The 23052-nt window shown below is 70.3% G+C and carries 26 protein-coding genes; 12 read left to right on the plus strand and 14 right to left on the minus strand.

Annotation, left to right across the window (positions count from 1 at the left end; translation table 11 throughout):
* Positions 1-20 precede the first annotated feature (20 nt).
* Both AMYBE_RS0112510 and AMYBE_RS0112515 read left to right on the plus strand, forming a co-directional pair.
* The gene (locus AMYBE_RS0112510) at positions 21-371 is read left to right on the plus strand and encodes a YciI family protein (protein WP_020659721.1); all 351 of its coding nucleotides are present in this window, start codon (positions 21-23) and stop codon (positions 369-371) included.
* Positions 372-393: 22 nt separating this feature from the next.
* Positions 394-1599, plus strand: a complete 1206-nt coding sequence (locus AMYBE_RS0112515) for an RNA polymerase sigma factor (RefSeq protein ID WP_245573187.1) — start codon at positions 394-396, stop codon at positions 1597-1599.
* A gap of 147 nt (positions 1600-1746) precedes the next feature.
* On the opposite strand, the gene AMYBE_RS0112520 is transcribed toward AMYBE_RS0112515, so the two are convergent.
* On the minus strand, positions 1747-2181 hold the full coding sequence (locus AMYBE_RS0112520; protein WP_020659723.1) for a MarR family winged helix-turn-helix transcriptional regulator: 435 nt from the start codon (positions 2179-2181) through the stop codon (positions 1747-1749).
* A gap of 52 nt (positions 2182-2233) precedes the next feature.
* Here AMYBE_RS0112520 and AMYBE_RS41565 point away from each other — a divergent pair, with 52 nt between their 5' ends.
* A complete protein-coding gene (locus AMYBE_RS41565; RefSeq protein WP_020659724.1) occupies positions 2234-2878 on the plus strand; it encodes a class I SAM-dependent methyltransferase in 645 nt (214 codons plus the stop codon).
* Between the two features lie 205 nt (positions 2879-3083).
* Here the strand turns inward: AMYBE_RS41565 and prcA are convergent, their stop codons facing one another.
* The 4 genes from prcA to dop all read right to left on the minus strand — a co-directional run bounded on the left by prcA (position 3084) and on the right by dop (position 6720).
* Complete coding sequence (gene prcA / locus AMYBE_RS0112530) at positions 3084-3875, minus strand: proteasome subunit alpha (RefSeq protein ID WP_020659725.1); 792 nt, start codon at positions 3873-3875, stop codon at positions 3084-3086.
* Positions 3876-3936: 61 nt separating this feature from the next.
* Positions 3937-4800, minus strand: a complete 864-nt coding sequence (gene prcB, locus AMYBE_RS0112535; RefSeq protein ID WP_020659726.1) for a proteasome subunit beta — start codon at positions 4798-4800, stop codon at positions 3937-3939.
* A gap of 134 nt (positions 4801-4934) precedes the next feature.
* Positions 4935-5129, minus strand: a complete 195-nt coding sequence (locus AMYBE_RS0112540; protein WP_020659727.1) for a ubiquitin-like protein Pup — start codon at positions 5127-5129, stop codon at positions 4935-4937.
* An 88-nt stretch (positions 5130-5217) separates the two neighbouring features.
* Positions 5218-6720 carry a depupylase/deamidase Dop gene (gene dop, locus AMYBE_RS0112545; protein WP_020659728.1) on the minus strand — a complete coding sequence of 501 codons (1503 nt, stop codon included), beginning with the start codon at positions 6718-6720 and terminating at the stop codon, positions 5218-5220.
* A gap of 41 nt (positions 6721-6761) precedes the next feature.
* On the opposite strand from dop, the gene AMYBE_RS0112550 reads away from it, so the two are divergent.
* The gene (locus tag AMYBE_RS0112550) at positions 6762-7274 is read left to right on the plus strand and encodes an NUDIX domain-containing protein (RefSeq protein WP_020659729.1); all 513 of its coding nucleotides are present in this window, start codon (positions 6762-6764) and stop codon (positions 7272-7274) included.
* Here the strand turns inward: AMYBE_RS0112550 and AMYBE_RS0112555 are convergent.
* The 3 genes from AMYBE_RS0112555 to AMYBE_RS0112565 all read right to left on the minus strand — a co-directional run bounded on the left by AMYBE_RS0112555 (position 7265) and on the right by AMYBE_RS0112565 (position 9305).
* The gene (locus tag AMYBE_RS0112555) at positions 7265-7888 is read right to left on the minus strand and encodes a hypothetical protein (RefSeq protein ID WP_020659730.1); all 624 of its coding nucleotides are present in this window, start codon (positions 7886-7888) and stop codon (positions 7265-7267) included. The two genes, AMYBE_RS0112550 and AMYBE_RS0112555, sit on opposite strands and share 10 nt — an antisense overlap.
* 67 nt (positions 7889-7955) lie before the next feature.
* The gene (locus tag AMYBE_RS0112560) at positions 7956-8879 is read right to left on the minus strand and encodes an aldo/keto reductase (protein WP_020659731.1); all 924 of its coding nucleotides are present in this window, start codon (positions 8877-8879) and stop codon (positions 7956-7958) included.
* Positions 8880-8966: 87 nt separating this feature from the next.
* Positions 8967-9305 carry a hypothetical protein gene (locus tag AMYBE_RS0112565; RefSeq protein WP_020659732.1) on the minus strand — a complete coding sequence of 113 codons (339 nt, stop codon included), beginning with the start codon at positions 9303-9305 and terminating at the stop codon, positions 8967-8969.
* A 119-nt stretch (positions 9306-9424) separates the two neighbouring features.
* Here AMYBE_RS0112565 and AMYBE_RS0112570 point away from each other — a divergent pair, with 119 nt between their 5' ends.
* Complete coding sequence (locus AMYBE_RS0112570) at positions 9425-10330, plus strand: DMT family transporter (protein WP_020659733.1); 906 nt, start codon at positions 9425-9427, stop codon at positions 10328-10330.
* Positions 10331-10396: 66 nt separating this feature from the next.
* Here AMYBE_RS0112570 and arc read toward each other — a convergent pair whose 3' ends face one another.
* Entirely contained in the window at positions 10397-12199 is a 1803-nt protein-coding gene (arc, locus tag AMYBE_RS0112575; RefSeq protein ID WP_027927604.1) for a proteasome ATPase, read from the minus strand.
* Positions 12200-12529: 330 nt separating this feature from the next.
* Between arc and AMYBE_RS0112580 the strand changes: the two genes are divergently transcribed.
* The 3 genes from AMYBE_RS0112580 to AMYBE_RS44825 all read left to right on the plus strand — a co-directional run bounded on the left by AMYBE_RS0112580 (position 12530) and on the right by AMYBE_RS44825 (position 14751).
* Positions 12530-13234 carry a hypothetical protein gene (locus AMYBE_RS0112580; protein WP_020659735.1) on the plus strand — a complete coding sequence of 235 codons (705 nt, stop codon included), beginning with the start codon at positions 12530-12532 and terminating at the stop codon, positions 13232-13234.
* Between the two features lie 184 nt (positions 13235-13418).
* Positions 13419-14282 (plus strand): flagellar basal body-associated FliL family protein, encoded by an 864-nt coding sequence (locus AMYBE_RS0112585; RefSeq protein WP_020659736.1) that lies wholly within the window; start codon positions 13419-13421, stop codon positions 14280-14282.
* A gap of 10 nt (positions 14283-14292) precedes the next feature.
* Positions 14293-14751, plus strand: coding sequence for a hypothetical protein (locus AMYBE_RS44825; protein WP_027927605.1), 459 nt, complete (start codon positions 14293-14295; stop codon positions 14749-14751).
* On the opposite strand, the gene AMYBE_RS0112595 is transcribed toward AMYBE_RS44825, so the two are convergent.
* The gene (locus tag AMYBE_RS0112595) at positions 14748-15578 is read right to left on the minus strand and encodes a tRNA (adenine-N1)-methyltransferase (protein WP_020659738.1); all 831 of its coding nucleotides are present in this window, start codon (positions 15576-15578) and stop codon (positions 14748-14750) included. The two genes, AMYBE_RS44825 and AMYBE_RS0112595, sit on opposite strands and share 4 nt — an antisense overlap.
* A 57-nt stretch (positions 15579-15635) precedes the next feature.
* Positions 15636-16793, minus strand: coding sequence for a M50 family metallopeptidase (locus tag AMYBE_RS0112600; RefSeq protein ID WP_084469972.1), 1158 nt, complete (start codon positions 16791-16793; stop codon positions 15636-15638).
* A gap of 299 nt (positions 16794-17092) precedes the next feature.
* Between AMYBE_RS0112600 and AMYBE_RS0112605 the strand changes: the two genes are divergently transcribed.
* From AMYBE_RS0112605 to AMYBE_RS0112615, 3 genes are all read left to right on the plus strand, one after another.
* Positions 17093-17980 (plus strand): RecB family exonuclease, encoded by an 888-nt coding sequence (locus AMYBE_RS0112605; protein WP_027927606.1) that lies wholly within the window; start codon positions 17093-17095, stop codon positions 17978-17980.
* A complete protein-coding gene (locus tag AMYBE_RS0112610; protein ID WP_020659741.1) occupies positions 17980-18771 on the plus strand; it encodes a thioesterase family protein in 792 nt (263 codons plus the stop codon). The genes AMYBE_RS0112605 and AMYBE_RS0112610 overlap by 1 nt, the downstream gene beginning before the upstream one ends.
* 62 nt (positions 18772-18833) lie before the next feature.
* Positions 18834-19769 carry a ParA family protein gene (locus tag AMYBE_RS0112615; protein WP_020659742.1) on the plus strand — a complete coding sequence of 312 codons (936 nt, stop codon included), beginning with the start codon at positions 18834-18836 and terminating at the stop codon, positions 19767-19769.
* 270 nt (positions 19770-20039) lie between these two features.
* Here the strand turns inward: AMYBE_RS0112615 and hisG are convergent, their stop codons facing one another.
* From hisG to AMYBE_RS0112630, 3 genes are all read right to left on the minus strand, one after another.
* Positions 20040-20885 carry an ATP phosphoribosyltransferase gene (hisG, locus tag AMYBE_RS0112620; RefSeq protein WP_020659743.1) on the minus strand — a complete coding sequence of 282 codons (846 nt, stop codon included), beginning with the start codon at positions 20883-20885 and terminating at the stop codon, positions 20040-20042.
* A 39-nt stretch (positions 20886-20924) separates the two neighbouring features.
* Positions 20925-21188: a phosphoribosyl-ATP diphosphatase gene (locus AMYBE_RS0112625; protein WP_027927607.1), complete on the minus strand. Its 264-nt coding sequence runs from the start codon at positions 21186-21188 to the stop codon at positions 20925-20927.
* A gap of 64 nt (positions 21189-21252) precedes the next feature.
* The gene (locus tag AMYBE_RS0112630; RefSeq protein ID WP_027927608.1) at positions 21253-21939 is read right to left on the minus strand and encodes an HAD family hydrolase; all 687 of its coding nucleotides are present in this window, start codon (positions 21937-21939) and stop codon (positions 21253-21255) included.
* Positions 21940-22091: 152 nt separating this feature from the next.
* Between AMYBE_RS0112630 and AMYBE_RS0112635 the strand changes: the two genes are divergently transcribed.
* On the plus strand, positions 22092-23006 hold the full coding sequence (locus tag AMYBE_RS0112635; protein WP_020659746.1) for a PAC2 family protein: 915 nt from the start codon (positions 22092-22094) through the stop codon (positions 23004-23006).
* Positions 23007-23052 lie beyond the last annotated feature (46 nt).

Below are 23052 nucleotides of genomic sequence, written 5' to 3' on the forward strand. Positions count from 1 at the left end.
CCCGACGAAGGAGCCCGACCGTGAAGTACCTGCTGCTGATCCACGCTTCCGCCGCCACCGAGCAGAGCGGCGCCGTCGGCTGCGAGCCCGCCGACTGGATGGCCTACGACAAGGAAGTCCGCGACGCGGGCGTCTTCGTCAGCGGCGAATCGCTCGCCGACCTGGTCACCGCGACCAAGGTTCAGGTCGGCGCGGACGGCGAGCGCCGGGTCACCACCGACGGCCCGTTCGCCGAGACCCGCGAACTGCTCGGCGGTTTCTACGTGCTGGACGTTCCGGACCTCGACTCCGCGCTGGACTGGGCGGCCCGCTGCCCGGGCTCTCGCGACGGGTCGGTCGTCGTCCGCCCGATCGCCGACTTCGGTGCCTGACGCGCGAGCGTCGGTGGCGGCCGTGTTCCGAGAGGAGCACGGCCGCCTGCTCGGCGCGCTCGTGCGCCGGTTCGGCGACCTGGACCTGGCCGAAGAGGTCGCCGCGCAAGCGGTGGAGGCCGCGCTGGTGCGCTGGCCGGTGGACGGCGTCCCGCCGAACCCAGGCGCGTGGCTGATGACCACCGCGCGGCGCAAAGCCGTCGACCGGCTTCGCCGAGACCAGGCGTACGCGGCAAAACTCGCGGTCCTGCAGGCGGAAACCGATCGGCTCGACCGACCTGGAAGCACTGCCGGGCTGCCGGACGAACGGCTGGAACTGTTCTTCACCTGCGCACACCCGGCACTGGCCGCCGAAGACCGGCTCGCGCTCACCCTGCGCTGTCTGGCCGGTCTGACCACTCCCGAGGTCGCCCGGGCATTCCTGGTCCCGACCGCGACGATGGCGAAGCGGATCGTGCGCGCCAAGAACCGGATCCGAGACCACCGCATCCCGTTCCGCGTCCCGGCCGGCGACGAACTGCGCGACCGGCTGCCCGGCGTACTGCAAGTGCTGTACTCGCTGTTCACCGAGGGCTACGCGGCCAGCTCCGGCCCGGACATCCAGCGCCCGGACCTCGCCGAGGAAGCGATCCGGCTCGCCCGGATCCTCTGCCGGCTGCTGCCCGCCGAACGCGAAACCACCGGCCTGCTGGCGCTGCTGTTGCTCGTCCACGCCCGCCAGGCGGCCCGCTCCGGCCCGGACGGCGAGTTCGTCCTGCTCGCCGATCAGGACCGCGGACGGTGGGACGCAGAGCTGATCGCCGAAGGCCGCGACCTGGTGCCCGCCGCGCTCACCGGCGGTCCGCCCGGCCCCTACGGCGTGCAGGCGGCGATCGCCGCGCTCCATGCCGAAGCGACCGCCGTCGAGAGCACCGATTGGCCGCAGATCGTTGCGCTGTACGACATCCTGCTCACCCTCACGCCCACCCCGGTGGTGGCGCTCAACCGCGCGGCAGCCATCGCGATGCGCGACGGCCCCGCCGCAGGCCTGGAACTGCTGGACTCGCTCGCCGACGAACCCCGCCTCAGCGGCTACCACCCGTACGCGGCGGCGCGCGCCGACCTGCTGCACCGGCTCGGCCGCGACGAAGAAGCAGCAGCGGCGTACCGGGAAGCGCTGGCCAGCGCGGGCACCGAGCCGGAACGCGCGCACCTGCGACGGCGGATCGACGCACTGGGAACCGACTGACCCGCTCTGCTCGCCCAGTGCAGGGTCTCAAGGCTGGCTCCATTTTCTCGGCAGCGCTTTCAGGTCGGCTTCATTGGTGCAGCGTCGTCGAGATGAAATCGTCTGGGCGGTGCAGACGACACGCGCCGTTGAGGACCGATTGTCTGGTCACGGGCGTTCGCGGCCGAGCACCTGGGTCGCGAGTTCTTCCAGCAGCGCGATAGTTCGCCGCAGCCGGTCGGGGTCGTCATCGCCCAGCGTGCGTGCCAGCGCGGGATCGATCGACCGGGCGCCCCGGGCACGGAACACGTCCTGCCGCATGTCCGGGGCGATCCGGATGAGCACGCGCCGCCGGTCGGCGGGATCCTCGGCGGTGGTGAGTGCACCGGCCGCGCGCAGTTTGGCCACCGTCTTGGATACGTAGCTTTGCGCAAGCCCGGTTCGGGAGGCAACCTCCGAGACGGGAGTCCCGTCTCGGGCGGAGACGTCTTCGATGATCGCCAGTTCGCTGACACCCATGCGGGGTTCGCCCGGGTCCGCCGTGGCGGCCCGGGAGACCTCGGTCAGCTTGCGCACCAGCCGGTGCAGCCTCGCGGCATCCACATCACCTATGATACATCACTAGTGATGGAATCTGCGGCACATCGGAGGCGTCATGTCCCAGCGTGACATCGACCGGTTCAACCGGCTCGCTGGTTCCTACGAGACCCGTGGCACCGGGTGGGGCAACGCCCAGTTCTTCACCGCCCTGCACCAAGCCGTCGCCGCGGAGGCGATCCGCCGGGTGCCCGCGCCGCTGCGCGTCCTCGACGTGGGTTGCGGTACCGGCTCGCTCCTGCGCCGGCTCGCCGAGCACTACGACAAGGCCGAACTGATCGGGGTGGACCCCGCCGCGAACACGGTCGAGACCGCCACGTCGCTGGCGGCCGACCAGCCCCGGCTGCGCCTCCTGGTCGCCCCGGCCGAGGACCTCCCCCTGCCCGACGCGCACGTCGACCTCGCCGTCAGCACCGCCTCCCTGCACAACTGGGCCGACAAGGCCCGCGGGATCGCCGAACTGGCCCGGGTGCTGCGGCCCGGCGGCACACTCATCCTCACCGACCTGGTCGCCACCGGCACCCTGCGCTGGCTGCGACACACCTCCAAACGACACCTCGGCCCCACCCTCATCGACCGCCTGCTCGCTGACGTCGGCCTCACCACCCCACGCTGGTCCACTGCCGTGCGCATCGGCCCCCTGCCCATCATGAGCACCGTTACTGCGACACGCCGCCCCCACGCCCGATCGACGGCCGACTGAGCTCGCCACCCGTAGCAGGACCCCGACCTCCACTTCCCATTGAACGCGGTTGACCCCTGACGCGAAGCGAGCGGAACGAATCGTGCGGGGTCAATCCGACAGCGTCGGACCAGAACCCGGCAACCCGTTCGCGTGATGGCGTCGGCTCGCCGCCTGGAAACGACGACGGGCCGCCAGCACTCGCTGGCGGCCCGTCGCACGCACGTCACTTCTTCTCGGCGTCACCCTTGCCGGCATCGCCGTCGCCCTCGGACTTGCCGTCGTCGGCCGGCTTCTCCGCGGGTGGCTCCTTCACCGGCAGCAACGCCTCCAGCGCCGCCCCGGACAACCGCCGGAACGCCCGCCGCGGCTTCGCCCGGTCCAGCACCGCGACCTCGAGCTTGATCTGGTCCGCCTCCGCCGCCGCGCCGCTGCCGTTCGCCGCGGGCGGACCCGCCCGCAACCCCTCGATCGCGGTCGCCAGCGCCGTCCGCAGATCGTGCTCCGGATCCACCACGTCCTTCAGCTTCGCGGTGATCGGCTCCGTCTGACCGCCCATCACCACGAACGGCGACTCGTCGAAAATCCCGCCGTCGAACGTCAACCGGTACAGCTGGTCCTCCGCCGCCGTCGCGCCCACCTCGGCCACGCACACCTCGACCTCGAACGGCTTCAACTGCTCGGTGAAAATGCTTCCCAGCGTCGCCGCATACGCGTTCGCCAGCGCCCGCGCGCTGACATCCCGGCGGTCGTACTGGTAGCCCTTCAAATCCGCGTGCCGGATCCCCGCCACCCGCAGGTTCTCGAACTCCGAGAACCTGCCCACCGCGGCGAACCCGATCCGGTCGTAAATCTCCGAAACCTTGTGCAGCGTCGCCGACGGATTCTCCGCCACGAACAGCACGCCGCCGGCGTACTTCACCACCACCACGCTCCGGCCGCGCGAAATCCCCTTCCGCGCCAGCTCGGAACGCTCCCGCATCAGCTGCTCGGGAGAGGCATACAACGGCATCGTCACGGTGTCGGCTCCACGTTCTCCGAAAACTCGGCGGTCGAAAGGTCAGCGGGCAGCATCGGCATCAGCTCTGCCGGTGACGGCTGCGCTCCGCACGCCCAGCCACCACCGCCTCAGCCACCGCGCCGGTCTGCTCCGAGGAAAGCGCCACCGCGCCGTCCTCCGCGGTGATCGTGATGACGTTCGGGAAAATCCGCCGCACCAGATCCGGCCCACCGCTCGCGGTGTCGTCGTCCGCCGCGTCGTACAACGCCTCCAGCGCCGTCCGCACCGCCGCGTCCACATCCGCGTCCGGGTCGTACAGCTTCTTCAACGACGACTTCGCGAACAACGAACCCGAACCGACGCTCGCGTACCCGGCGTGCTCCTCGTACCGCCCACCCGCCGCGTCGTACGACACGATCCGGCCCGCGTGCTTCGCGTCCTCGGCCTCCAGGTCGTACCCGACGAACAACGGCACGACCGCCAAGCCCGCCATCGCCATCTCCAAATTGGCCTTCACCATCCCGGCCAGCTTGTTCGTCTTGCCGTCCAGCGACAGCGAAACGCCCTCGATCTTCTCGTAATGCGCCAGCTCCACCGCGTACAGCCGGACCATCTCCACGGCCAGCCCCGCGGTCCCCGCGATGCCCACCGCCGAGTACGCGTCCGTGACGTGCACCTTCTCGATGTCCCGGCTCGCGATCAGATTCCCCGACGTCGCCCGCCGGTCGCCCGCGATCAGCACCCCGCCGGCGAACGCCACCGCCACGATCGTGGTGCCGTGCGGCGCGTCCAGCTCCGCGGCCCCCGCCGGGACCCGGCGCGCGGGCAACAGCTCAGGCGCGGTCGCCCGCACGAAATCCGCGAAAGACGACGAAGTCGGCGAGAAATACGCCGACGGCAGACCCGGCCCGGAAAAACCCGACCCAGAGGAGGTGTTGTCCATACGTGCTCTCGGTTCCCATCTGTCCGTGCCCGGCGCCGCCGGGAGCACTCCTGCCCCCGGCGCCACCGCGCGAAACCTCCGGCCCAGCGCGCCCGCCGCCCCGCCCCGCAGGACCGGCCACGGCGGGCGGACGGCTATTCGCCGCCCTTCTGCACGTAAGCGCGGACGAAGTCCTCGGCGTTCTCCTCCAGCACGTCGTCGATCTCGTCGAGGATCGTGTCCACGTCCTCGCCCAGCTTCTCCCGACGCTCCTGGCCCGCCGCACCCGCGCCGTCGAGCTCCTCGTCGGAGTCTCCGCCGCCGTGCTTCTCGATCTTCTCCTGCGCCATCTCGCCTCCCGGTCTGGCCGATGTCCCTAGACTACCCAGCGGTACCGACGAAACGCGCCTGGAAACGGCCCGAAACGCCGGGAACGCGCTAGTCCGAACCGGTGATCGCCTCCACCAGCTCCTCCGCCGTCGCCGCCGCGTCCAGCAGCTTCCCGACGTGCGCCTTCGTCCCCCGCAACGGCTCCAGAGTCGGAATCCGCACCAGCGACTCCCGGCCCACGTCGAAAATCACCGAATCCCACGAGGCCGCCGCGATCGACGTCGCGTACTTCTCCAGCGCCCGGCCCCGGAAGTAGGCGCGCGTGTCCGACGGCGGAGTGGTGATCGCCGCCTGCACCTCCTCCTCGGTCACCAGCCGCTTCATCGAACCCCGCGTGACCAGCCGGTTGTACAGGCCCTTGCCCATCCGCACGTCCGAATACTGCAGGTCGACCAGCCGCAGCCGCGGCGCGCCCCAGGCCAGCTGATCCCGCTCCCGATACCCCTCCAGCAACCGCAGCTTGGCAGGCCAGTCCAGCCGGTCGGCGCACTCCATCGGATCCCGCGCGAGCGCGTCGAGCACCTCGCCCCAGACCCGCAGCACCTCCTTCGACGCCTCGTCCGCGCCGGTGCGCTCGAGATTCGCCGAAACCATTTCGTGGTAAGAGAACTGCAGCTCCAGCCCGGTCAGCTTCTTCCCGTTCGCCAGCTCGACCTTCGTCTTCAGCGTCGGGTCGTGGCTGATCTTGTGCACCGCCCGCACCGGCTCGTCCAGCTTCAGGTCGTCGAACCGGACCCCGGACTCGATCAGGTCCAGCACCAGCGCCGTCGTCCCGACCTTCAGGTACGTCGAATACTCCGACAGGTTCGCGTCGCCGATGATCACGTGCAGCCGCCGGTACTTGTCCGCGTCCGCGTGCGGCTCGTCCCGGGTGTTGATGATCCCGCGCTTGAGCGTGGTCTCCAGCCCGACCTCGACCTCGATGTAATCCGACCGCTGGGAGAGCTGGAACCCCGCCTCTTCGCTCTGCTGCCCGATGCCCACCCGGCCCGAGCCGGTCATCACCTGGCGCGACGCGAAGAACGGCGTCAACCCGCCGATCACCGCGGTGAACGGCGTCGACCGCGCCATCAGGTAGTTCTCGTGCGTCCCGTAACTGGCGCCCTTGCCGTCCACGTTGTTCTTGTACAGCTGCAACGGCGGCTGCCCGGGCACGGTGGCCGCCTTCAACGCGGCCTCCTCCATCACCCGTTCGCCCGCCTTGTCCCAGATCACCGCGTCTCGCGCGTTCGTGACCTCCGGCGCCGAATACTCCGGATGCGCGTGGTCCACGTACAACCGCGCCCCGTTGGTCAGGATGACGTTCGCCGCCCCCAGGTCCTCCACGTCCGGGTCGTGCCCAGGACCGCCCGGCCCGGTCAGGTCGAACCCGCGCGCATCGCGCAACGGAGACTCCACCTCGTAGTCCCAGCGCGCCCGGCGCGCCCTCGGGATGTCCGCCGCCGCCGCGTAGGCGAGCACTACCTGAGTCGAGGTGAGCACCGGGTTCGCCGTGGCGTCCCCGGGCACCGCGATGCCGTACTCGACTTCGGTTCCCATGATCCGACGCATAGCCACCACCCTACGGGTTCGAAGCGTGCGACGATGCCCCCATGCCAGGCAGTGACGAACTCGTTGCGCTATATGACCGCGCCGGCCACGACATCGGCGCCGTCCCGCGCTCCCGCGTCCGCGCCGAAGGACTCTGGCACGCCGCCGGCGTCGTCCTCGTCCGATCGGGCGACGGCCAGTCCGTCTACGTGCACCTGCGCACCGCGGACAAGGACGTCTTCCCGTCCACCTGGGACTGCTGGGCGGGCGGCGTCGTCGCGGCCGGCGAAACCCCGGCCGACTGCGCCCGCCGCGAACTCGCCGAAGAGCTCGGCGTCCACGGAGTGGAACCGGAACCGCTGTTCACCAAGGTCTACGACGACGGCAGCATCCGCTGCCACAACTTCGCCTACGAAGTCCGCTGGGACGGACCGATCCGCCACCAGCCCGAAGAAATCGCCGAAGGCCGCTGGATCGGCCTCGCCGAACTGCGCGACTGGGTCTTCGACGCCGACCGGCCGTTCATCCCAGACGGGCGCGCCGGCGTCCAGGAATGGTTCCGCCGCTACGGCTGAGCGACCAGCTTCTCCGCCAGCTTGGGCAGCAACCGCTTCGCGGCGTCCTGCGCCCGCTCCGGCGTGCTCGCCGCGACGCTCAGCGCCGACACGAGAGTTCCCCTCGCGAGCAACACCGCACAGGTCGAACCCTCGCACCAGGCACGCTGTACCTCGATCCCCGGCTGCGGCGGCAGTGCCACCGGCGCACCCGCACACCGCGCCGCCGAAACCACCGCTGCCGCCGAACCGCCCGGATACGCGGTGACCTCGTGCGTCAACGCCGAACCGCTTGGATAAACCCAGCTCACCGACTTCCGCTCGCCCGCCGCCAGCCCGGTCAGGCACCCGGAAACCTTCCCCGAGCCCGGTGCCACGCCCTCCTCGGCGACATCCGCATCGGACAGCATCGCCGCCTCGGCCCGGCGAGGATCCGGCGCGGGGGAAGACGAAACCGACGACGGCGGCGCCGACGGAGCGATCTGCGCCCGCATCTCGGGCTGGCTGCTCCGCACCGGCGTCGGATCGTCGTAGTAATGCTCGAGATCGTTGGGCCGGTTCCCGCACCCGGCGAGCCCCGCCAGCGCGCCCAGCCCGACCAGCGCTGCGACTGCAGGAACCTGCCGACGACGCACTCTGCCCCTCCGCGCTCAGTCCGCCCCACCGCCCCGGGACGCGATGCGCCGAGGGTAGTGCAGCCGCTCAGCTCCACCCGAGGTGGGACCGATGCGCCCAGTACTCGCGCGGGTCCTCCCGCAGTTCGCCCAGCGCATCCCAGTCCTGCCCGGACAGCGCCAGCCCCACCGCGGCGAGATTCTCCGCCAGTTGCCCCGGACTCGACGGGCCGAGCACCGCGACCGGCGCCCAGCCCTGCCCCAGCACCGCGGCCACCGCGACCGCGTCCGGACCGGTCCGGTGCTCCCGCGCGATCCGCCGCACCGCTTCCGGCGCCTCGGCGACCAACCGCCCGTTCGCCAGTGTTTCCTTCACCAGCACCCGCTTCCCGGCCGCCCGTGCCTCGGCCAGCGCCGGCCCGGCCGACTGTTCCAGCAGGTTCCACGTGGACTGCACCGACGAGAACACCGGCTGTCCGCCCGATTCCAGCTCGAACGCCCGGCGCAGCGCGTCCGCCTGCCCGGGCCCGGACGTCGAAAACCCCACCTCGACGCCGTCCGCGGACAACTCGGCCAGCGCGTCGACCAGCGCCCGATCAGTGAAAAGTGGACTGTCCACAGTGAGCGAATGGACCTGGTACAGATCGACGTGCCCGGCGAGCGACTCCTGTGTCTGCGCCCATTGCTCGCGAAACCGCGGCAACGTGTGTTCCTTGACTTCGTGGACGTCCGCGTCGACCCGCCAGCCGGCGACGTAGCGGTAGCCCCACTTGCTCGACACCGTGACGTCCTGGTGGCCGCGGTCGGCCAGCCAGCTGCCGAGGAACTCCTCCGAACGGCCGTAGGAACGCGCGACATCGACCCAGCGCACTCCGGCCGCGTATGCGGCGTCGAGCACCGCGTGCGTCGCCGCCCGCATCGACGGGACATCCCGCACTTCGGGCAGATCCTGTCCCAGGTTGAGGTACGCCGGACGGCCGAGCGCGGCCAGTCCGACGGCAATGCGCTCCATCAGGGTCTCCCTGTCTTTGCCGGTTTTTGGGGCGAGGCGGGCGTAACCGACACGGTGGTGCACACAAATCGGCCGCCGTATAGGTCGTTATACACTTTGTTTGTGCCGGAGGATGGCGAGCCATTGGCCGGAGTTCTGGGCTTGGCGGTGGAGTTTTTCGAGCCGGGCGGCCGGCGCGCGGACGTAGCCTTTGCCGAAGACCGGCGCGATCTGGCGCAGGCTCGCACCTTCCTCGCGGGCGGCCAGCAGCGCCCAGTCGGACGCATCGGCGCAGGCCGCGGAGGCGCGGCGCAGCTCCCCCAGCAGGTCGATGAGGTCGTTCGCGTTCAGCTGCCCGGCTTGGACGGCGGCCGCCGTCGTCTCCAGCCAAGCCAGGACGTCGGCTTCGGTGATCGGCGGCCTCGGGCGCGTGCTGTCGGTACTCACGCCCGGCAGTATAGGTCGTTATACACCAGGGGTGGCGCGGTGGCCGAAACCCGCTGGACTCGCGGCGTGGCGCGGACGTTGACTGGCCGGGGCAGTCCATCGGTTGGCACGGAGGTTCAGTGAGATTCGGCATCGCCGCGCGGTTCGTCGCGCTCGCCGTCGTGTGGGGCGCGAGTTTCTTGTTCATCAAAGTGGGCCTGCAAGGGCTCTCCCCGGCTCAAGTGGCGCTCGCCCGGGTGGCACTCGGCGCACTCACCATCGGTGCGATCCTCCTGGCCCGCAAGCGGTCCCTCCCTCGCGATCCCAGACTGTGGGCGCATCTCGCGGTGGTTTCGGTGCTGTTCTGTGTGGGGCCGTTCCTGCTCTACCCGTGGGCCGAGCAGTACGTGTCGTCCGGCCTCGCCAGCATTTTCAACGCCACCACTCCCCTGCTGACCATGCTGTTCGGCGCGGCCGCGCTGCCCGCCGAACGGCTCACCAGACCGAAAATCGCCGGACTGCTCCTCGGATTCGCCGGAGTGCTGACCTTGGTCGGAGTCTGGCGCGGAATCGACTTGAGCCACGAAGTTCTCGCGCAGCTCGCCTGCCTGGGCGCGACCACCTGCTACGGCGCGGCGTTCGTGTATCTGCGCAAGTTCGTGTCGCCGCGCTGCACCGATCCGTTCGTCGTCGCCTTTGGCCAGACTGGCTTCGCCACGCTCATTCTTCTTGCCACCACCCCGCTCATCGGAGCGCAGCCGGTGCGCCTCAACGCCTCCGTGGTGCTTTCGATGCTCGCTCTCGGCGTGCTCGGCACTGGCCTGGCATACGCCTGGAACACCGCTGTCGCGGCCGCCTGGGGCGCGGCCAACGCGTCCGCGGTGACGTACTTGACACCGGTAGTGGGCGTCCTGCTCGGCGCACTGGTCCACGACGAACCGGTGCACTGGAACGAACCGGTCGGCGCGGTGCTCGTCGTGGTCGGCATTCTCGCCTCGCACGGCCGGCTTTCCCCGGCCCGGCAACCGGTCTCGCAGCAGGTCTGAAACGGCTGGAGACACGCTGTGGGGCCGCCGGGCGATGCCCGGCGGCCCCACAGTCGGGTGCGGTGCTTACAGGTATTGACCGGTGTTCGTGGCGGTGTCGATCGCCCGCCCCGATTCCTGGTTCTTGCCGGTGACGAGCGTGCGGATGTAGACGATCCGCTCGCCCTTCTTGCCGGAGATCCGGGCCCAGTCGTCCGGGTTGGTGGTGTTGGGCAAGTCCTCGTTCTCCGCGAACTCGTCGACGATCGCGTCCAGCAGGTGCTGCACGCGCAGGCCGGGCTGCTTGGTCTCCAGCACCGACTTGATCGCCGACTTCTTCGCCCGGTCCACGATGTTCTGGATCATCGCGCCCGAGTTGAAGTCGCGGAAGTACAGGACTTCCTTGTCCCCGTTGGCGTAGGTGACCTCCAGGAACCGGTTCTCGTCGCTCTCCTCGTACATCCGCTCGACGGTGTGCTGGATCATCGCGTCGAAGGTGGCCTTCTGGTCCCCGCCGAACTCCGCCAGGTCGTCGGCGTGAATCGGCAGGCCCTCGGCCAGGTACTTAGAGAAGATGTCCTTCGCGCCCTCGGCGTCCGGCCGCTCGATCTTGATCTTCACGTCGAGCCGCCCCGGCCGCAGAATCGCCGGGTCGATCATGTCCTCGCGGTTGGAGGCGCCGATGACGATGACGTTCTCCAGCCCCTCGACACCGTCGATCTCCGACAGCAGCTGCGGCACGATCGTGGTTTCCACGTCCGACGACACGCCCGAGCCGCGGGTGCGGAAGATCGAGTCCATTTCGTCGAAGAACACGATCACCGGGGTGCCCTCGGACGCCTTTTCCCGCGCCCGCTGGAAGATCAGCCGGATCGACCGCTCGGTCTCGCCGACGAACTTGTTCAGCAGCTCCGGACCCTTGATGTTGAGGAAGTAGGACTTGCCGTCCGCCTTGTCGCCGCGAGCCTGCGCGACCTTCTTCGCCAGCGAGTTCGCCACCGCCTTCGCGATGAGCGTCTTCCCGCAGCCCGGCGGGCCGTACAGCAGGACGCCCTTGGGCGGGCGCAGCTGGTACTCCTGGTACAGCTCCGCGTGCAGGAACGGCAGCTCCACGGCGTCGCGGATCTGCTCGATCTGCCGGGTCAGGCCGCCGATGTCCTCGTAGCGGACGTCCGGCACTTCCTCCAGCACGAGGTCTTCGACCTCCGCCTTCGGCACCCGCTCGTAGGCGTAGCCCGCCTTCGAGTCCACCAGCAGCGAATCGCCCGGCTTGAGCGGCTGCTCGGCGAGCGGATCGGCGAGCAGGACGACGCGCTCCTCGTCCGCGTGCCCGACGACGAGCGCCCGGGGGCTGGCCCCTTCGACGTCCGGGTCGAGCACCTCGCGCAGCGCGCACACCTCGCCGGTGCGCTCGAAGTCACCGCCTTCGACGACGGTGAGCGCCTCGTTGAGCCGCAACGCCTGTCCTCGGCTCAACGACGAGATCTCCACCGCGGGCGAAACCGAGACGCGCATCTTGCGCCCCGCGGTGTAGACGTCCACGGTGTTGTCCTCGTACGCGGTGACGAACACCCCGTACCCGCTCGGCGGCTGGGCCAGCCGGTCTACCTCCTCGCGGAGGGCGAGCAGCTGCCCTCGCGCCTCGCGCAGGGTTTCGACGAGTTTCGTGTTCCGCTCGGTGAGCTGGCTCACCCGCTCCGACGCCTCGGCGAGACGTTGTTCGAGAACGCGGTTCTGCCGCGGGGAATCGGTGAGCCTGCGGCGCAGCAGCGCCACTTCCTCCTCGAGAAATCGGATCTGCCGGGCTTGTTCCTCAGGTGTCTGCCCAGCTCCGCCGCTTGCTGAAGGGTCGGCCTCCTCGCGCCGACCTCCGGGAAGGTCATGATGCATCGGGCACCTCCTCGGAGTGCTTTTCATTCCACGGTACCGGCGATCACCGACAAGAAAAGGCCTTTCCGCATCACAAGACCGGCGCGTCGCCCAATTTCCTCCCGGCCAGCACGCGCGGCCGTGCAGCGCAAGCGGCCGATTCGGTGCCCGCGCCCGATCCAGTTCCGCAACGCGGAATCCGGCGCGGCGTCACCGGTTCGTCGCTTCCCGGTCACCCGAAGCGCACGAGTCGGGCAAATCGGGTGCCGCCGGTCCGCGCGCGCAGAACGCGGCCGCCCCGGATAGCATCCGGGAACCACGAGACGTTCCACGGCATGGGGAGAACCGGACATGACTTATCCGCCGCAGCAGCCCGGTGGCTACGGCCAGCAGCCCGACCCGTACGGCCAGCAGCCCGGCGGACAGCAGCCGTACGGCCAGCCGCAGCAGGGCGGCTGGAACCAGGGCCCGGCCTCGGGCGGCTTCCCCGCCGCCGGCGCGCCCGGCCAGGGCGGCTACCCGCAGCAGCCGGGGCAGTTCGGCCAGCAGCCGGGCCAGCAGGGTCAGTTCGGCCAGCAGCCGGGCCAGCCCGGACAGTTCGGCCAGCAGCCGGGCGGCCAGTTCGGCGGCTACGGCGCGGAACCGCCGAAGAAGAAAAAGACCGGGCTGATCGTCGGCATCGCGATCGGCGCGGTCGTCGTCCTCGGCGGCGGCACCGGTCTGGTCATCTGGCTGACCAGCGGTTCGTCGGGCTCGGCCGCGAGCACGTTCCAGGCATTCAGCGACGCTTACGGCAAGCGCGACGTCGAGGCGCTCAAGGCGACGGTCTGCAAGAGCGAACTCAAGGGCGAGGACCTCTCGAAGAACCCGGACTTGCCGACCAACACGACGCTGACCTTCACCAACGTGAAGGAGAACGGCGACACCGCAACGGCCGACGCGACCCTGGTCGCCGGTCCGCCCATTTCGCGCACGGTCACCGGCACCGGGACCGCGGCCGTCGAGGACGGAGCCTGGTGCATGAAGGACATGAAGTTCAACAAACCCGGTTCCTGACGGCTGGTTCCCTCCGCTCGCCGAGCGGAGGGAACCAGAGCGTCCCCTGCCGCGTCTCAGCCCTGCAAACCGGGCCTTTTCGGCCTGACTGCGCCCCATCGCGCAGCCCTGGCTAGCATCCCCGGGTGGCCACGCCCGAGGATGGCCCGGACCTTTCGCGAGAGCACGGCAGGGGGAACCCCAGATGACGTATCCGCCGCAGCAGCCCGGCGGCTTCGGCCAGCAGCCCAACCAGTACGGGCAGCAGGGCGGACAGCAGCCGTACGGGCAGCCGCAGCAGGGCGGCTGGAACCAGGGCCCGGCCTCGGGCGGCTTCCCCGCCGCCGGCGCGCCCGGCCAGGGTGGCTACCCGCAGCAGCCGGGGCAGTTCGGCCAGCAGCCGGGCCAGCAGGGTCAGTTCGGCCAGGACCAGTACGGGCAGAGCCAGTACGGGCAGCAGCCCGGCCAGTTCGGGCAGCAGCCCGGCGGCGGGTTCGGCGGCGGCTTCGGCGAGGAGCCGCCCAAGAAGAAGACCGGGCTGATCGTCGGCATCGCGATCGCCGCCGTGGTCGTCGTCGGCGGTGCGACCGGCCTGATCATCTGGCTGAACAGCGGCGACGACAAGACCACGACCGCGGCGGCCGCGTCATCCTCCGCTTCGGCACCGGGCAAGGCGCCGGGGGCCACGTTCACCGCGCCGCCCGACACGCCCCGCAGCTCGGCCCCGTCGAGCTCCAACGGCAGCGGCACCGACTACCCGGCGGCCGCCGGTTCGAAGCCGACGCCCGACGAGCTGTTCCAGTCCGCGGCCGACGCCTACGGCCGCGGCGACGCCGGCGGGCTCGCCGACATGGTCTGCGAAAGCATGCCTGCGCAGAAAAAGGAAACCCGGACCGAGAAGGCGCCGGCCGGCCTGACGTTCAAGATCACCGGCAGCGCGAAGGTCTCCGGCACCCAAGCGACCGCCCCGTTCCAGGCGTCGCTGAACGGCCAGACGAAGAGCGGCACCATCATCGGCGCGCAAGAAGGCGGCGCGTGGTGCTTGCGGGACGTCACCGCCAGCCGCTGACCCCGACCGCGTGAGACGCCGGTCCAGCGCGGCTTTGGTCCTGCTCGCGGCTGTCGTCGCGGGCGGGCTCCTCGGAGTGGTCCTCATCGGCCAGTCCGGGCCCGCCCGCACGACAGAACCGCCGCCCAGCCCAGTTCCCGCCTCGCAGCGCAGTGCCGCCCCCTCCTCCGCACCGTCGGCCGACCAGGCCGCCACGGCAGCAGTGGCGGCGTCCCTCGTCGATGCGATCACCCGGGCCGACGCCAGCCAGTTCGGCACTCTGACCTGCAGTCCGCAAACAACGGCCGCACTGCGGGAACTCCAGGCGAAATGGGACGCGGCCGGCCCGTTGCGGGTCGCGCTCAGCGGCCCGCCAGTGGTCTCCGGGGACCGGGCCACGGTCACTGTCCGCGTCGACGGTCCGGGCGGGCACAAGGAAACGCCGTTCCCGCTGCGTCGCGAGAACGGCCGTTGGTGTGTCCCTGGTTAGCCCTTGCCCTTGCTCGGCCGGCGCGAAACGCGCGGCGAGACCGTGCCGTCGGCGAGCCGGCGGGCGGTGAGCAGGAAAGCGGTGTGCGCGACCATCCGGTGGTCCGGCCGCACCGCGAGGCCGACGACGTGCCAGGGCCGCATCAGTGTTTCCCAGGACTCCGGTTCGGTCCAGCACTGCTGTTCGCGCAGCGACTCGGTAACCCGGGACAGCTGGGTCACGGTCGCGACGTACACCGTCAGCACCCCGCCGGGCACCAGGTGCTCGGCGACGTTCGGCAACTGTTCCCACGGCGCGAGCATGTCCAGCACTACCCGGTCGACCTCACCCGAGTGGGTCGCCAGGTCGGCGACGGTGAGGGTCCAGTTGTCCGGCTTCTCGCCGAAGAACTTCGCGACGTTGCGCTCGGCGTGTTCGGCGTGGTCGTCGCGGATCTCGTAGGAGAACACCTGGCCTGCCGGGCCGACCGCGCGCAGCAGCGAGCAGGTCAGCGCACCGGAGCCGGCACCTGCCTCGAGCACCCGGGCACCGGGGAAGATGTCTCCCCACATGACGATCTGCGCGGCGTCCTTGGGGTAGATCACCTGCGCGCCGCGCGGCATGGACAGCACGTAGTCCGGCAGGAGCGGCCGCAGCGCCAGGTAGGTGCTGCCGCCCGCGGACGTCACCACGCTCCCCTCGGGACGGCCGATGAGGTCGTCGTGCGCGAGCCCGCCGCGATGCGTGTGGTATTCGCCGCCGTCGGCGAGCGTGAGGGTGTAGTGCCTGCCTTTCGAGTCCGTCAGCTGAACCCGGTCACCTGCACGAAACGGTCCGCTGACCGACAACTTCTTCCTCCACTGCAAACCCAGAACACCGACGTCGAATCCTCGCAGGTGCGCCCTTCAGGACGTGCGGCGCCCCTGCAGCAGCGCGACCCGCAGGTCCTCGCGCCGCAGCACGCCGGCTGGCCGGCCCTCGTCGTCCACCACGAGGAACTGCCAAGCAGGCGTTTCGCGCACCCGCTCGGCGATCTCCTCCCCTGGCTCCGAGGACAGCAGAACGGTCTCCGCCCGGATCGGCTCCGCGGCCTGTTCCGCCGGCGCGTGCGGGCTGACACTCGCCAGCTGCTGCGCCGCCTGCTCGTCCAGCAACCCCGCCGCGACCCCGTCCGCACGTACCAGCACGACCCCGCGCCCCGCTGACGCCGCGAGCGCGTCCGACACCGGGCTTTCCGCCGGCAACTGCAGCACGGGCCGCACCAGCTCGGAAAGCTCGAGTCCGGCCGGCCATCCCCGACGCGCCTCCGCCGCCAGCTCGGACCGCGCTCCCAAGATCACGAACCACGCCGTGACGACGCAGACCCCCAGCCGCAGCCACCGGTCCGGACTGCCCGTCGCCAGCCCCAGGAAGGCCCACACCAGCAACCCGGTCGCGACCAGCGCGCCACCAGCGACCGCGGCTTTGGTCCCCTTGGCCCGCAACCCAGTCAGGGCCCAGACCCCAGCCCGGACCAGCCGCCCGCCGTCCAGCGGCAGCCCCGGAAGCAGGTTGAACAATCCCACCGCGAAGTTGGCCACCGCACACTCGGCGACCAGCAACCACACCGCCCCGTCCGGCGGCACCGCGAACAGCAGCAGCGAACAGAACCCGCCCAGCACCAACGACACCGCCGGCCCCGCCGCCGCGACCAGCCCTTCCTGCCGCGGCTCCCGAGGCGTGCGAGCCACCTCCGACAACCCGCCGAGCAGGAACAGCCGCAGCCGCCGAACCGGAATCCCGAGCCGCAGCGCGACCAGGCAATGCCCCAGCTCGTGCGCGAGGACGGACAACCCGAGCAAGACCGCGAACCCGGCAGCCAGCAGCCACGCCGTGAGCGTCGAAGCGTCCGGCAGCAGCCGCCCCACCAATGGCGCGTAGAGCACCACGACCACCAACGACCCGATCCACCAGGACGGAGCCAGCAAGACGGGCACCCCGCCCACCCGGAACAGCAACAACCCGCCGTCCCCCACGGAGGCACGCCGCGTAGGCCCCGTGCTGTGCTGACTGGTCGCTGCCATGGGAGTCAGCGTAAAGGCCGCCATGTAGAGACCAAGTGACCCCGCCCCCACAGACGGGTGACGCACCAGCCATGTCCACCAATGTGCACCCCCCTTCGCACACCCCTCCCACCCCACCCGCGGGATCGCGTCGGCGTCTGACGGAGCTGCGTGCACGGCCCCCCGGGCCGGGTACGCAGCTCCGTCAGACGCCGACTTAAAGGCGATCCCGCACGCGCCGACGAAGTCGGCGCCATCCAACACGCGCCGACGAAGTCGGCGCCAAAGATCCTGTCGGTGCTCCGCGTTACAGTGCCCGCATGCCAGACACCGCCACTGTCATGCCCCCTCCCGGCGAGCCTGACGCAGCTCCCCGACGGCGCCCGGCTCTCTCTCCGTCCCGGGCGAGCGACTTCAAGCAGTGTCCGTTGCTCTACCGTTTCCGCGCGGTGGATCGGCTGCCGGAAGTCCCTACCCGCGCGCAACTTCGGGGCACCCTGGTTCACGCGGTCCTGGAACGGCTCTTCACGTTGCCTGCTGCCGACCGGGTGGCGCCTCGGGCGAAGGAACTTCTCGCCCCTACCTGGTCCGAGCTGTCCGCCGCGAGTCCGGAGTGGACGGAGCTGTTCGAGGAGCCCGCCGAGACCGGCGAGTGGCTGGCTACTGCCGAGAAGCTTCTCGATTCCTACTTCGAGCTGGAAGACCCGCGTCGCCTGGAGCCGGAAGCCTGCGAGTTGCACGTGGAGATCGAGCTGGGCTCGGGGGTCCTGCTCCGCGGCTACATCGACCGGGTCGACGTGGCGCCGACCGGCGAGATCCGGGTGGTGGACTACAAGACCGGCGCGGCGCCGCGGGAGATCGGCGAGGCCAAGGCGCTTTTCCAGATGAAGTTCTACGCCGTGGTGCTGTGGCGGCTGCGCGGCGTGGTCCCACGGCAGCTGAAGCTGATGTACCTCACCGACGGCCAGTCGCTGGCCTACACGCCGGAAGAGGGCGAGCTGGTCCGTTTCGAGCGCACTCTCGAGGCGATCTGGCAGGCCATCCTGAAGGCGGGCAAGACCGGCGATTTCCGGCCGAACAAGGGCAAGCTCTGTTCGTGGTGCGACCACCAGGCGCACTGTCCCGAGTTCGGCGGCACGCCTCCGGAGTACCCGGGCTGGCCGGAACCCGATCCGGGCGAGGAAACGGCATTGGATCGGGCGGACTGATGGCTGACGCGTTCTTCCTCCCGCTCGGCGACGAGCGGTACGAGGCGACCGAGCACACCACTGGGCCGTGGGATCCGGGCGCGCAGCATTTCGGGCCGCCGTCGGCGTTGCTGGTGCGCGGGCTGGAGCGGCTGGTCTCGACGCATCCGGCACAGCTCGCGCGGGTGACGATCGAGATCCTCGGCCCCGCGCCGGTGGGCGAGCTGCGGCAGCGGTCGTGGGTCGAGCGGCCGGGGCGGACGGTGGAATTGGTCCAGTCCGAGCTGTCCGCGAACGGCCGGACGGTGGCGCTGGCGTCCGGCTGGCGCATCGCGACGTCGGACAGCGCGGCGATCGCGACGGATGCCGGGCCGCTGCTGCCCGCCGCCGACGCGGGCACCGAGGCGGCGTTCCCGGAGGATTGGCAGGGCGGTTACCTGCATGCCATCGAGTGGCGGACGGTGCGCGGCGCGATCTCGGCGCCCGGTCCGGCGGCGGTGTGGGGACGGCAGCGTTACCCGCTGGTCGACGGGGAAGAGCCGAGTGGCCTGCAGCGGCTGTTCGCGATCGCCGATTCCGCGAACGGGGTGTCGCATTTCCTGCCGGCCGCGCAGTGGTGGTTCATCAACTCCGAGCTGACCGTGCACTTGCGCCGGATCCCCGAGGGCGAGTGGATCGGACTGGACGCGGTCACTCTGGTCGGTCCGCACGGGATCGGCACCGCGACGAGCACGCTGCACGATCGTTCCGGCCCGGTGGGCACCGGCGCGCAGGCGCTGCTGGTGCGGCCGCGACAGGCCGGGGGCGGATGATCGCCCGCTGCGGCGCGAGTCCGATAGCCTTCGCGGAACGACCGACAAGGGAGCGCTCCGGCATGCAGATCACCTCGGTGGTCAATCAGAAGGGCGGGGTGGGCAAGACCTCGCTGAGCGTGGGCGCGGCCGCGGCCCTCGCCGAACGAGGCAGGCGGGTGCTGCTGGTCGACCTCGACCCACAGGGCCATGCGACCACCGAGATGCTCGGTCTGCCCGAGGTCCCGGCGGATGCGCCCAGCCTCGCCAAAGCGCTGACCAAGCTGTGGAAGGGCCCGATCGAGCAGCTGGCGGTGCCGCATCCGCGCAGCAACATCGGGCGGGGCGGCGCGTTCGACGTGATCCCGACGTCGCCTGGCATGTTCGACCTGATCCGTCGGCTGGACCAGTTCCGGGTGCCTGGCTGGCAGCTGGCGCGGGTGATCCAGTTCGCCCATTACGACCATGTGATCATCGACTGTCCTCCCGCGCAGGACGTGCTGACGAACAATGCGCTGGCCGCGTCGCACGGCATCCTCGTTCCGGTGCAACCGGACAAAACGAGCATCCGCGCGCTGCGTCTGCTGTCCGAGCAGGTCCGCTACGTGGAACAGACCACCGGCCGCGCGCCTATCGCCTGGTTCGGCATCGTCCCCGGCCTGTACCGCCGCCCCATTTCGCACTACGCCGCCGCCGCGTTGCAGGAGATGTACTCCTTCGGCGTGCCGATGCTGTCGCATATCCCGCTGGGGGTGGTCATGAACGAGGCCGCCGCGAACGGTGTACCGGTCACGACCTTCGCGCCGGAAACCATCCAGGCCGTCTCGTTCCGCGAGATCGCCGAGACGCTCGACGGCTACCTGGCGCAGAACCCGGGTCCCACCGAGGTTCCGGCGGACGACGAGTTCGTCTTCGAAGACTTCATCTCCGAGGTCGCGGTCGCCCGCAACGTCAACGACAACGGCGCGCGCAAAAAGCTCTACGACCTCATGCCGAAACGCCCCAACCGCCCCCGCTGAACACTGTCCACAGCAGACGGACTAGACCCAACCGGGACCAACCGCGACCCAACCGCGGGATCGCGTCGGCGTCTGACGGAGCTGCGTGCACGGCCCCCCGGGCCGGGTACGCAGCTCCGTCAGACGCCGACTTAAAGGCGATCCCGCACGCGCCGACGAAGTCGGCGCCATCCAACACAGATCCCGCACGCGCCGACGAAGTCGGCGCCATCCAACACAGATCCCGCACGCACCGACGGAGTCGGCGCCATCCAACACAGATCGGCGCAATTACAACCGGCAGGAGCGGATGTCTGAAGCCAGCACCGCCTTGGCGCCGGTTTCGGCCAGCTCGTCCATGATCCGGTTGACTTCCTTGCGCGGCACCATCGCTCGGACCGCGACCCACTTGTCGTCGGCCAGCGGCGCGACCGTCGGCGACTCCAGTCCCGGCGTGATCGAGATGGCCTTCTCCAGGATCTCTCGCGGGCAGTCGTAGTCCAGCATCATGTAGTGCTGCGCGAACACCACGCCCTGCAGCCGCGCCGCCAGCTGCGACTTGGCTTTCGAAGACTCGCTGCCGGCGCGCTCCAGCAGGACCGCCTCGGACACGCAGATCGGGTCGCCGAACGCGACCAGGTTGTGCTGCCGCAGCGACCGGCCGGACTCGACTACGTCCGCGATCGCGTCCGCGACGCCGAGCTGGATCGAGATCTCCACCGCGCCGTCGAGGCGGATCACCTCCGCCTCGACTCCGTGCTGCGCCAGGTCGTCCCGGACCAGCCGCGGGTAGGAGGTGGCCAGCCGCTTGCCGTGCAGGTCGGCCGGCTTCCACTCCTTGCCCGCCGGGGCCGCGTAGCGGAACGTGGACGCGCCGAACCCGAGCCCGAGCAGTTCCGACACCGCGGCGCCCGAGTCGAGCGCGAGGTCGCGCCCGGTGATCCCGAGGTCCAGCTCGCCGGACCCGACGTAGATCGCGATGTCCTTGGGCCGCAGGAAGAAGAACTCGACCTCGTTGACCGGGTCGAGCACGGTCAGGTCCTTGCCGTCATGTCGCTTGCGGTAGCCCGCCTCGGAAAGCATCTCCGCCGAGGCGGCGGCGAGGGCTCCCTTGTTCGGCACGGCGACACGCAGCATTTCGTTCTTCTCCTCAGTTTCCCGTGCCCGAACAGCGGGTCACAGGTAGCGGTAGACGTCCTCGGTCGAGATTCCCCGGCCGAGCATGAGCACCTGGACGCGGTACAGCAGTTGCGAGATTTCTTCCGACAGCCGGTCGTCGGACTCGTGCTCGGCCGCGATCCACACCTCGCCGGCTTCTTCGAGCACCTTCTTGCCCTGCGCATGGACCCCGGCGTCCAGGGCAGCGACGGTGCCGGACCCGTCCGGACGGGTACGCGCGCGCTCGGCAAGCTCCGCGAACAGCTCATCGAAGGTCTTCACGGTCCGGAATCCTTGCATCCCGCGCTCGCCCGCGCCGTTCCGGGTGACCCGCAAGCCGCCTAGGTCACACCGAGTGCAGCAGCGCGTGCAGCGCGGGCACGTCGACGCCGGCCAGCGACGAGCGGAAGACGCGCCGCGGACCGTCCGGGACGGCCACGTCGTTGGGGACCACGAGAACCGTGCAACCAGCGCGTTCGGCCGATTCCGCGCCCGGTGGCGAGTCCTCCACCGCGACGCACCGCGACGAGGAGACGCCCAGCAGCGAAGCGGCCTTCAGGTACGGCCGCGGGAGCGGTTTGTTCTCGCCGCCGACCTCGTCGCCGCACACCGTCACGTCGAAGAATTCCCGCCCGATCGTGTCGAGCGCGAGTTCGGTCAGCGCCCGTTCGGTGGACGTGACCAGCGCGGACTTCAGGCCCGCCGCGCGCACCGCGGCCAGCGCTTCGCGGGCGCCGGGCCGCCACGGCAGCGCGTCGTCGAACAGCCCGGCGGTGCGCCGGCGGATCCACTCGCCGGTCTCCGCGACCGCCTCCGGCGTCACCACGCGTCCGGTTTGTTCCAGCAGGACGGTCGCGGTGGCATCCATGTTCGACCCGACGAGCGTCATCCGGATTTCCTCGGACAGCGTCCCGCCGAGCGCCTCGGCGGCCTCGTACAGCGCGACGTCCCACAGTTTCTCGGAATCGACGAGGGTGCCGTCCATGTCCCAGAGGACGGCCGCCAATCCGTCCGAAGAGGACGGTCCAGTCACAGTTTCTCCTTGTCCGATGCGGTGCCCGACGCTGGGCGAGGTCCGCTCCAGGGTCCCATGCGGGCCGCGGTGGGCGGGGTCGCCCTCCGGCGGTGACACGCGGGGGCGGGCACACTGCGCAGGGTAGGTGCGCCAGGCCGTAGGCTGGTCCGGTGAGTGAGCCCGTCGACGACACCCCGCGGCCCGGCGACCCGGAACGCGAACCCACCGATGCCCAACGTCCGATCATGGTCGTGGCCTTCGAAGGCTGGAACGACGCCGGGGACGCGGCAAGCCAGGCGGTGGAGCACTTGCAGCTCACCTGGGACGCTTCCCCGCTCGCCGAACTCGAGCCGGACGAGTACTACGACTTCCAGGTCAGCCGCCCCACCGTGAAGCTGGTGGACGGCGTCACGCGGCGGGTCGAATGGCCCACCACCCGGCTGTCGGTGTGCCGGCCCGAGGGGTTCGACCGGGACGTGGTGCTGGTGCAGGGCCCGGAGCCGAACATGCGCTGGCGGAAGTTCTGCGCGGAGCTCGTGGAGCACGTGCAGGAACTGGACGTGTCGATGGTCGTCGCGCTCGGCGCGCTGCTCGCCGACACCGCGCACACCCGGCCGGTCCCGGTCACCGGGACGGCCTACGACAAGGACACCGCGAGCAAGTACCGGCTCGAACTGAACAACTACCAGGGCCCCACCGGCATCGTCGGGATCCTCCAGGACTACTGCGTGCAGGTCGGCATCCCGGCGGTGTCGATCTGGGCCGCCGTGCCGCACTACGTGTCGCACCCGCCGTCGCCCAAGGCCACCCTCGCGCTGCTGCACAAGCTGGAGGACGTCCTCGACGTCGAGATCCCGCTCGGCGCGCTGCCGGAACAGGCCGAGGAGTGGCAGCGGACGGTCAGCGAGATGGCCGACGAAGACGAGGAAATCAGCGAGTACGTGCGCAGTCTCGAGGAACGCGGCGACGCGGAGACCGACGTGACGATGGAAGAGGTCTCCGGCGACAAGATCGCCGCGGAGTTCGAGCGGTACCTGCGGAGGCGCCGGCCCGGCCAGGACGGCGGCGGGTTCGGCCTGCGCTGACCTCCGGCCCGGCTCAACGTCCGGGAAGGGAGCTTTGAGGGACTCT

Source organism: Amycolatopsis benzoatilytica AK 16/65, from assembly GCF_000383915.1.
Taxonomy (GTDB): Bacteria; Actinomycetota; Actinomycetes; order Mycobacteriales; family Pseudonocardiaceae; genus Amycolatopsis; species Amycolatopsis benzoatilytica.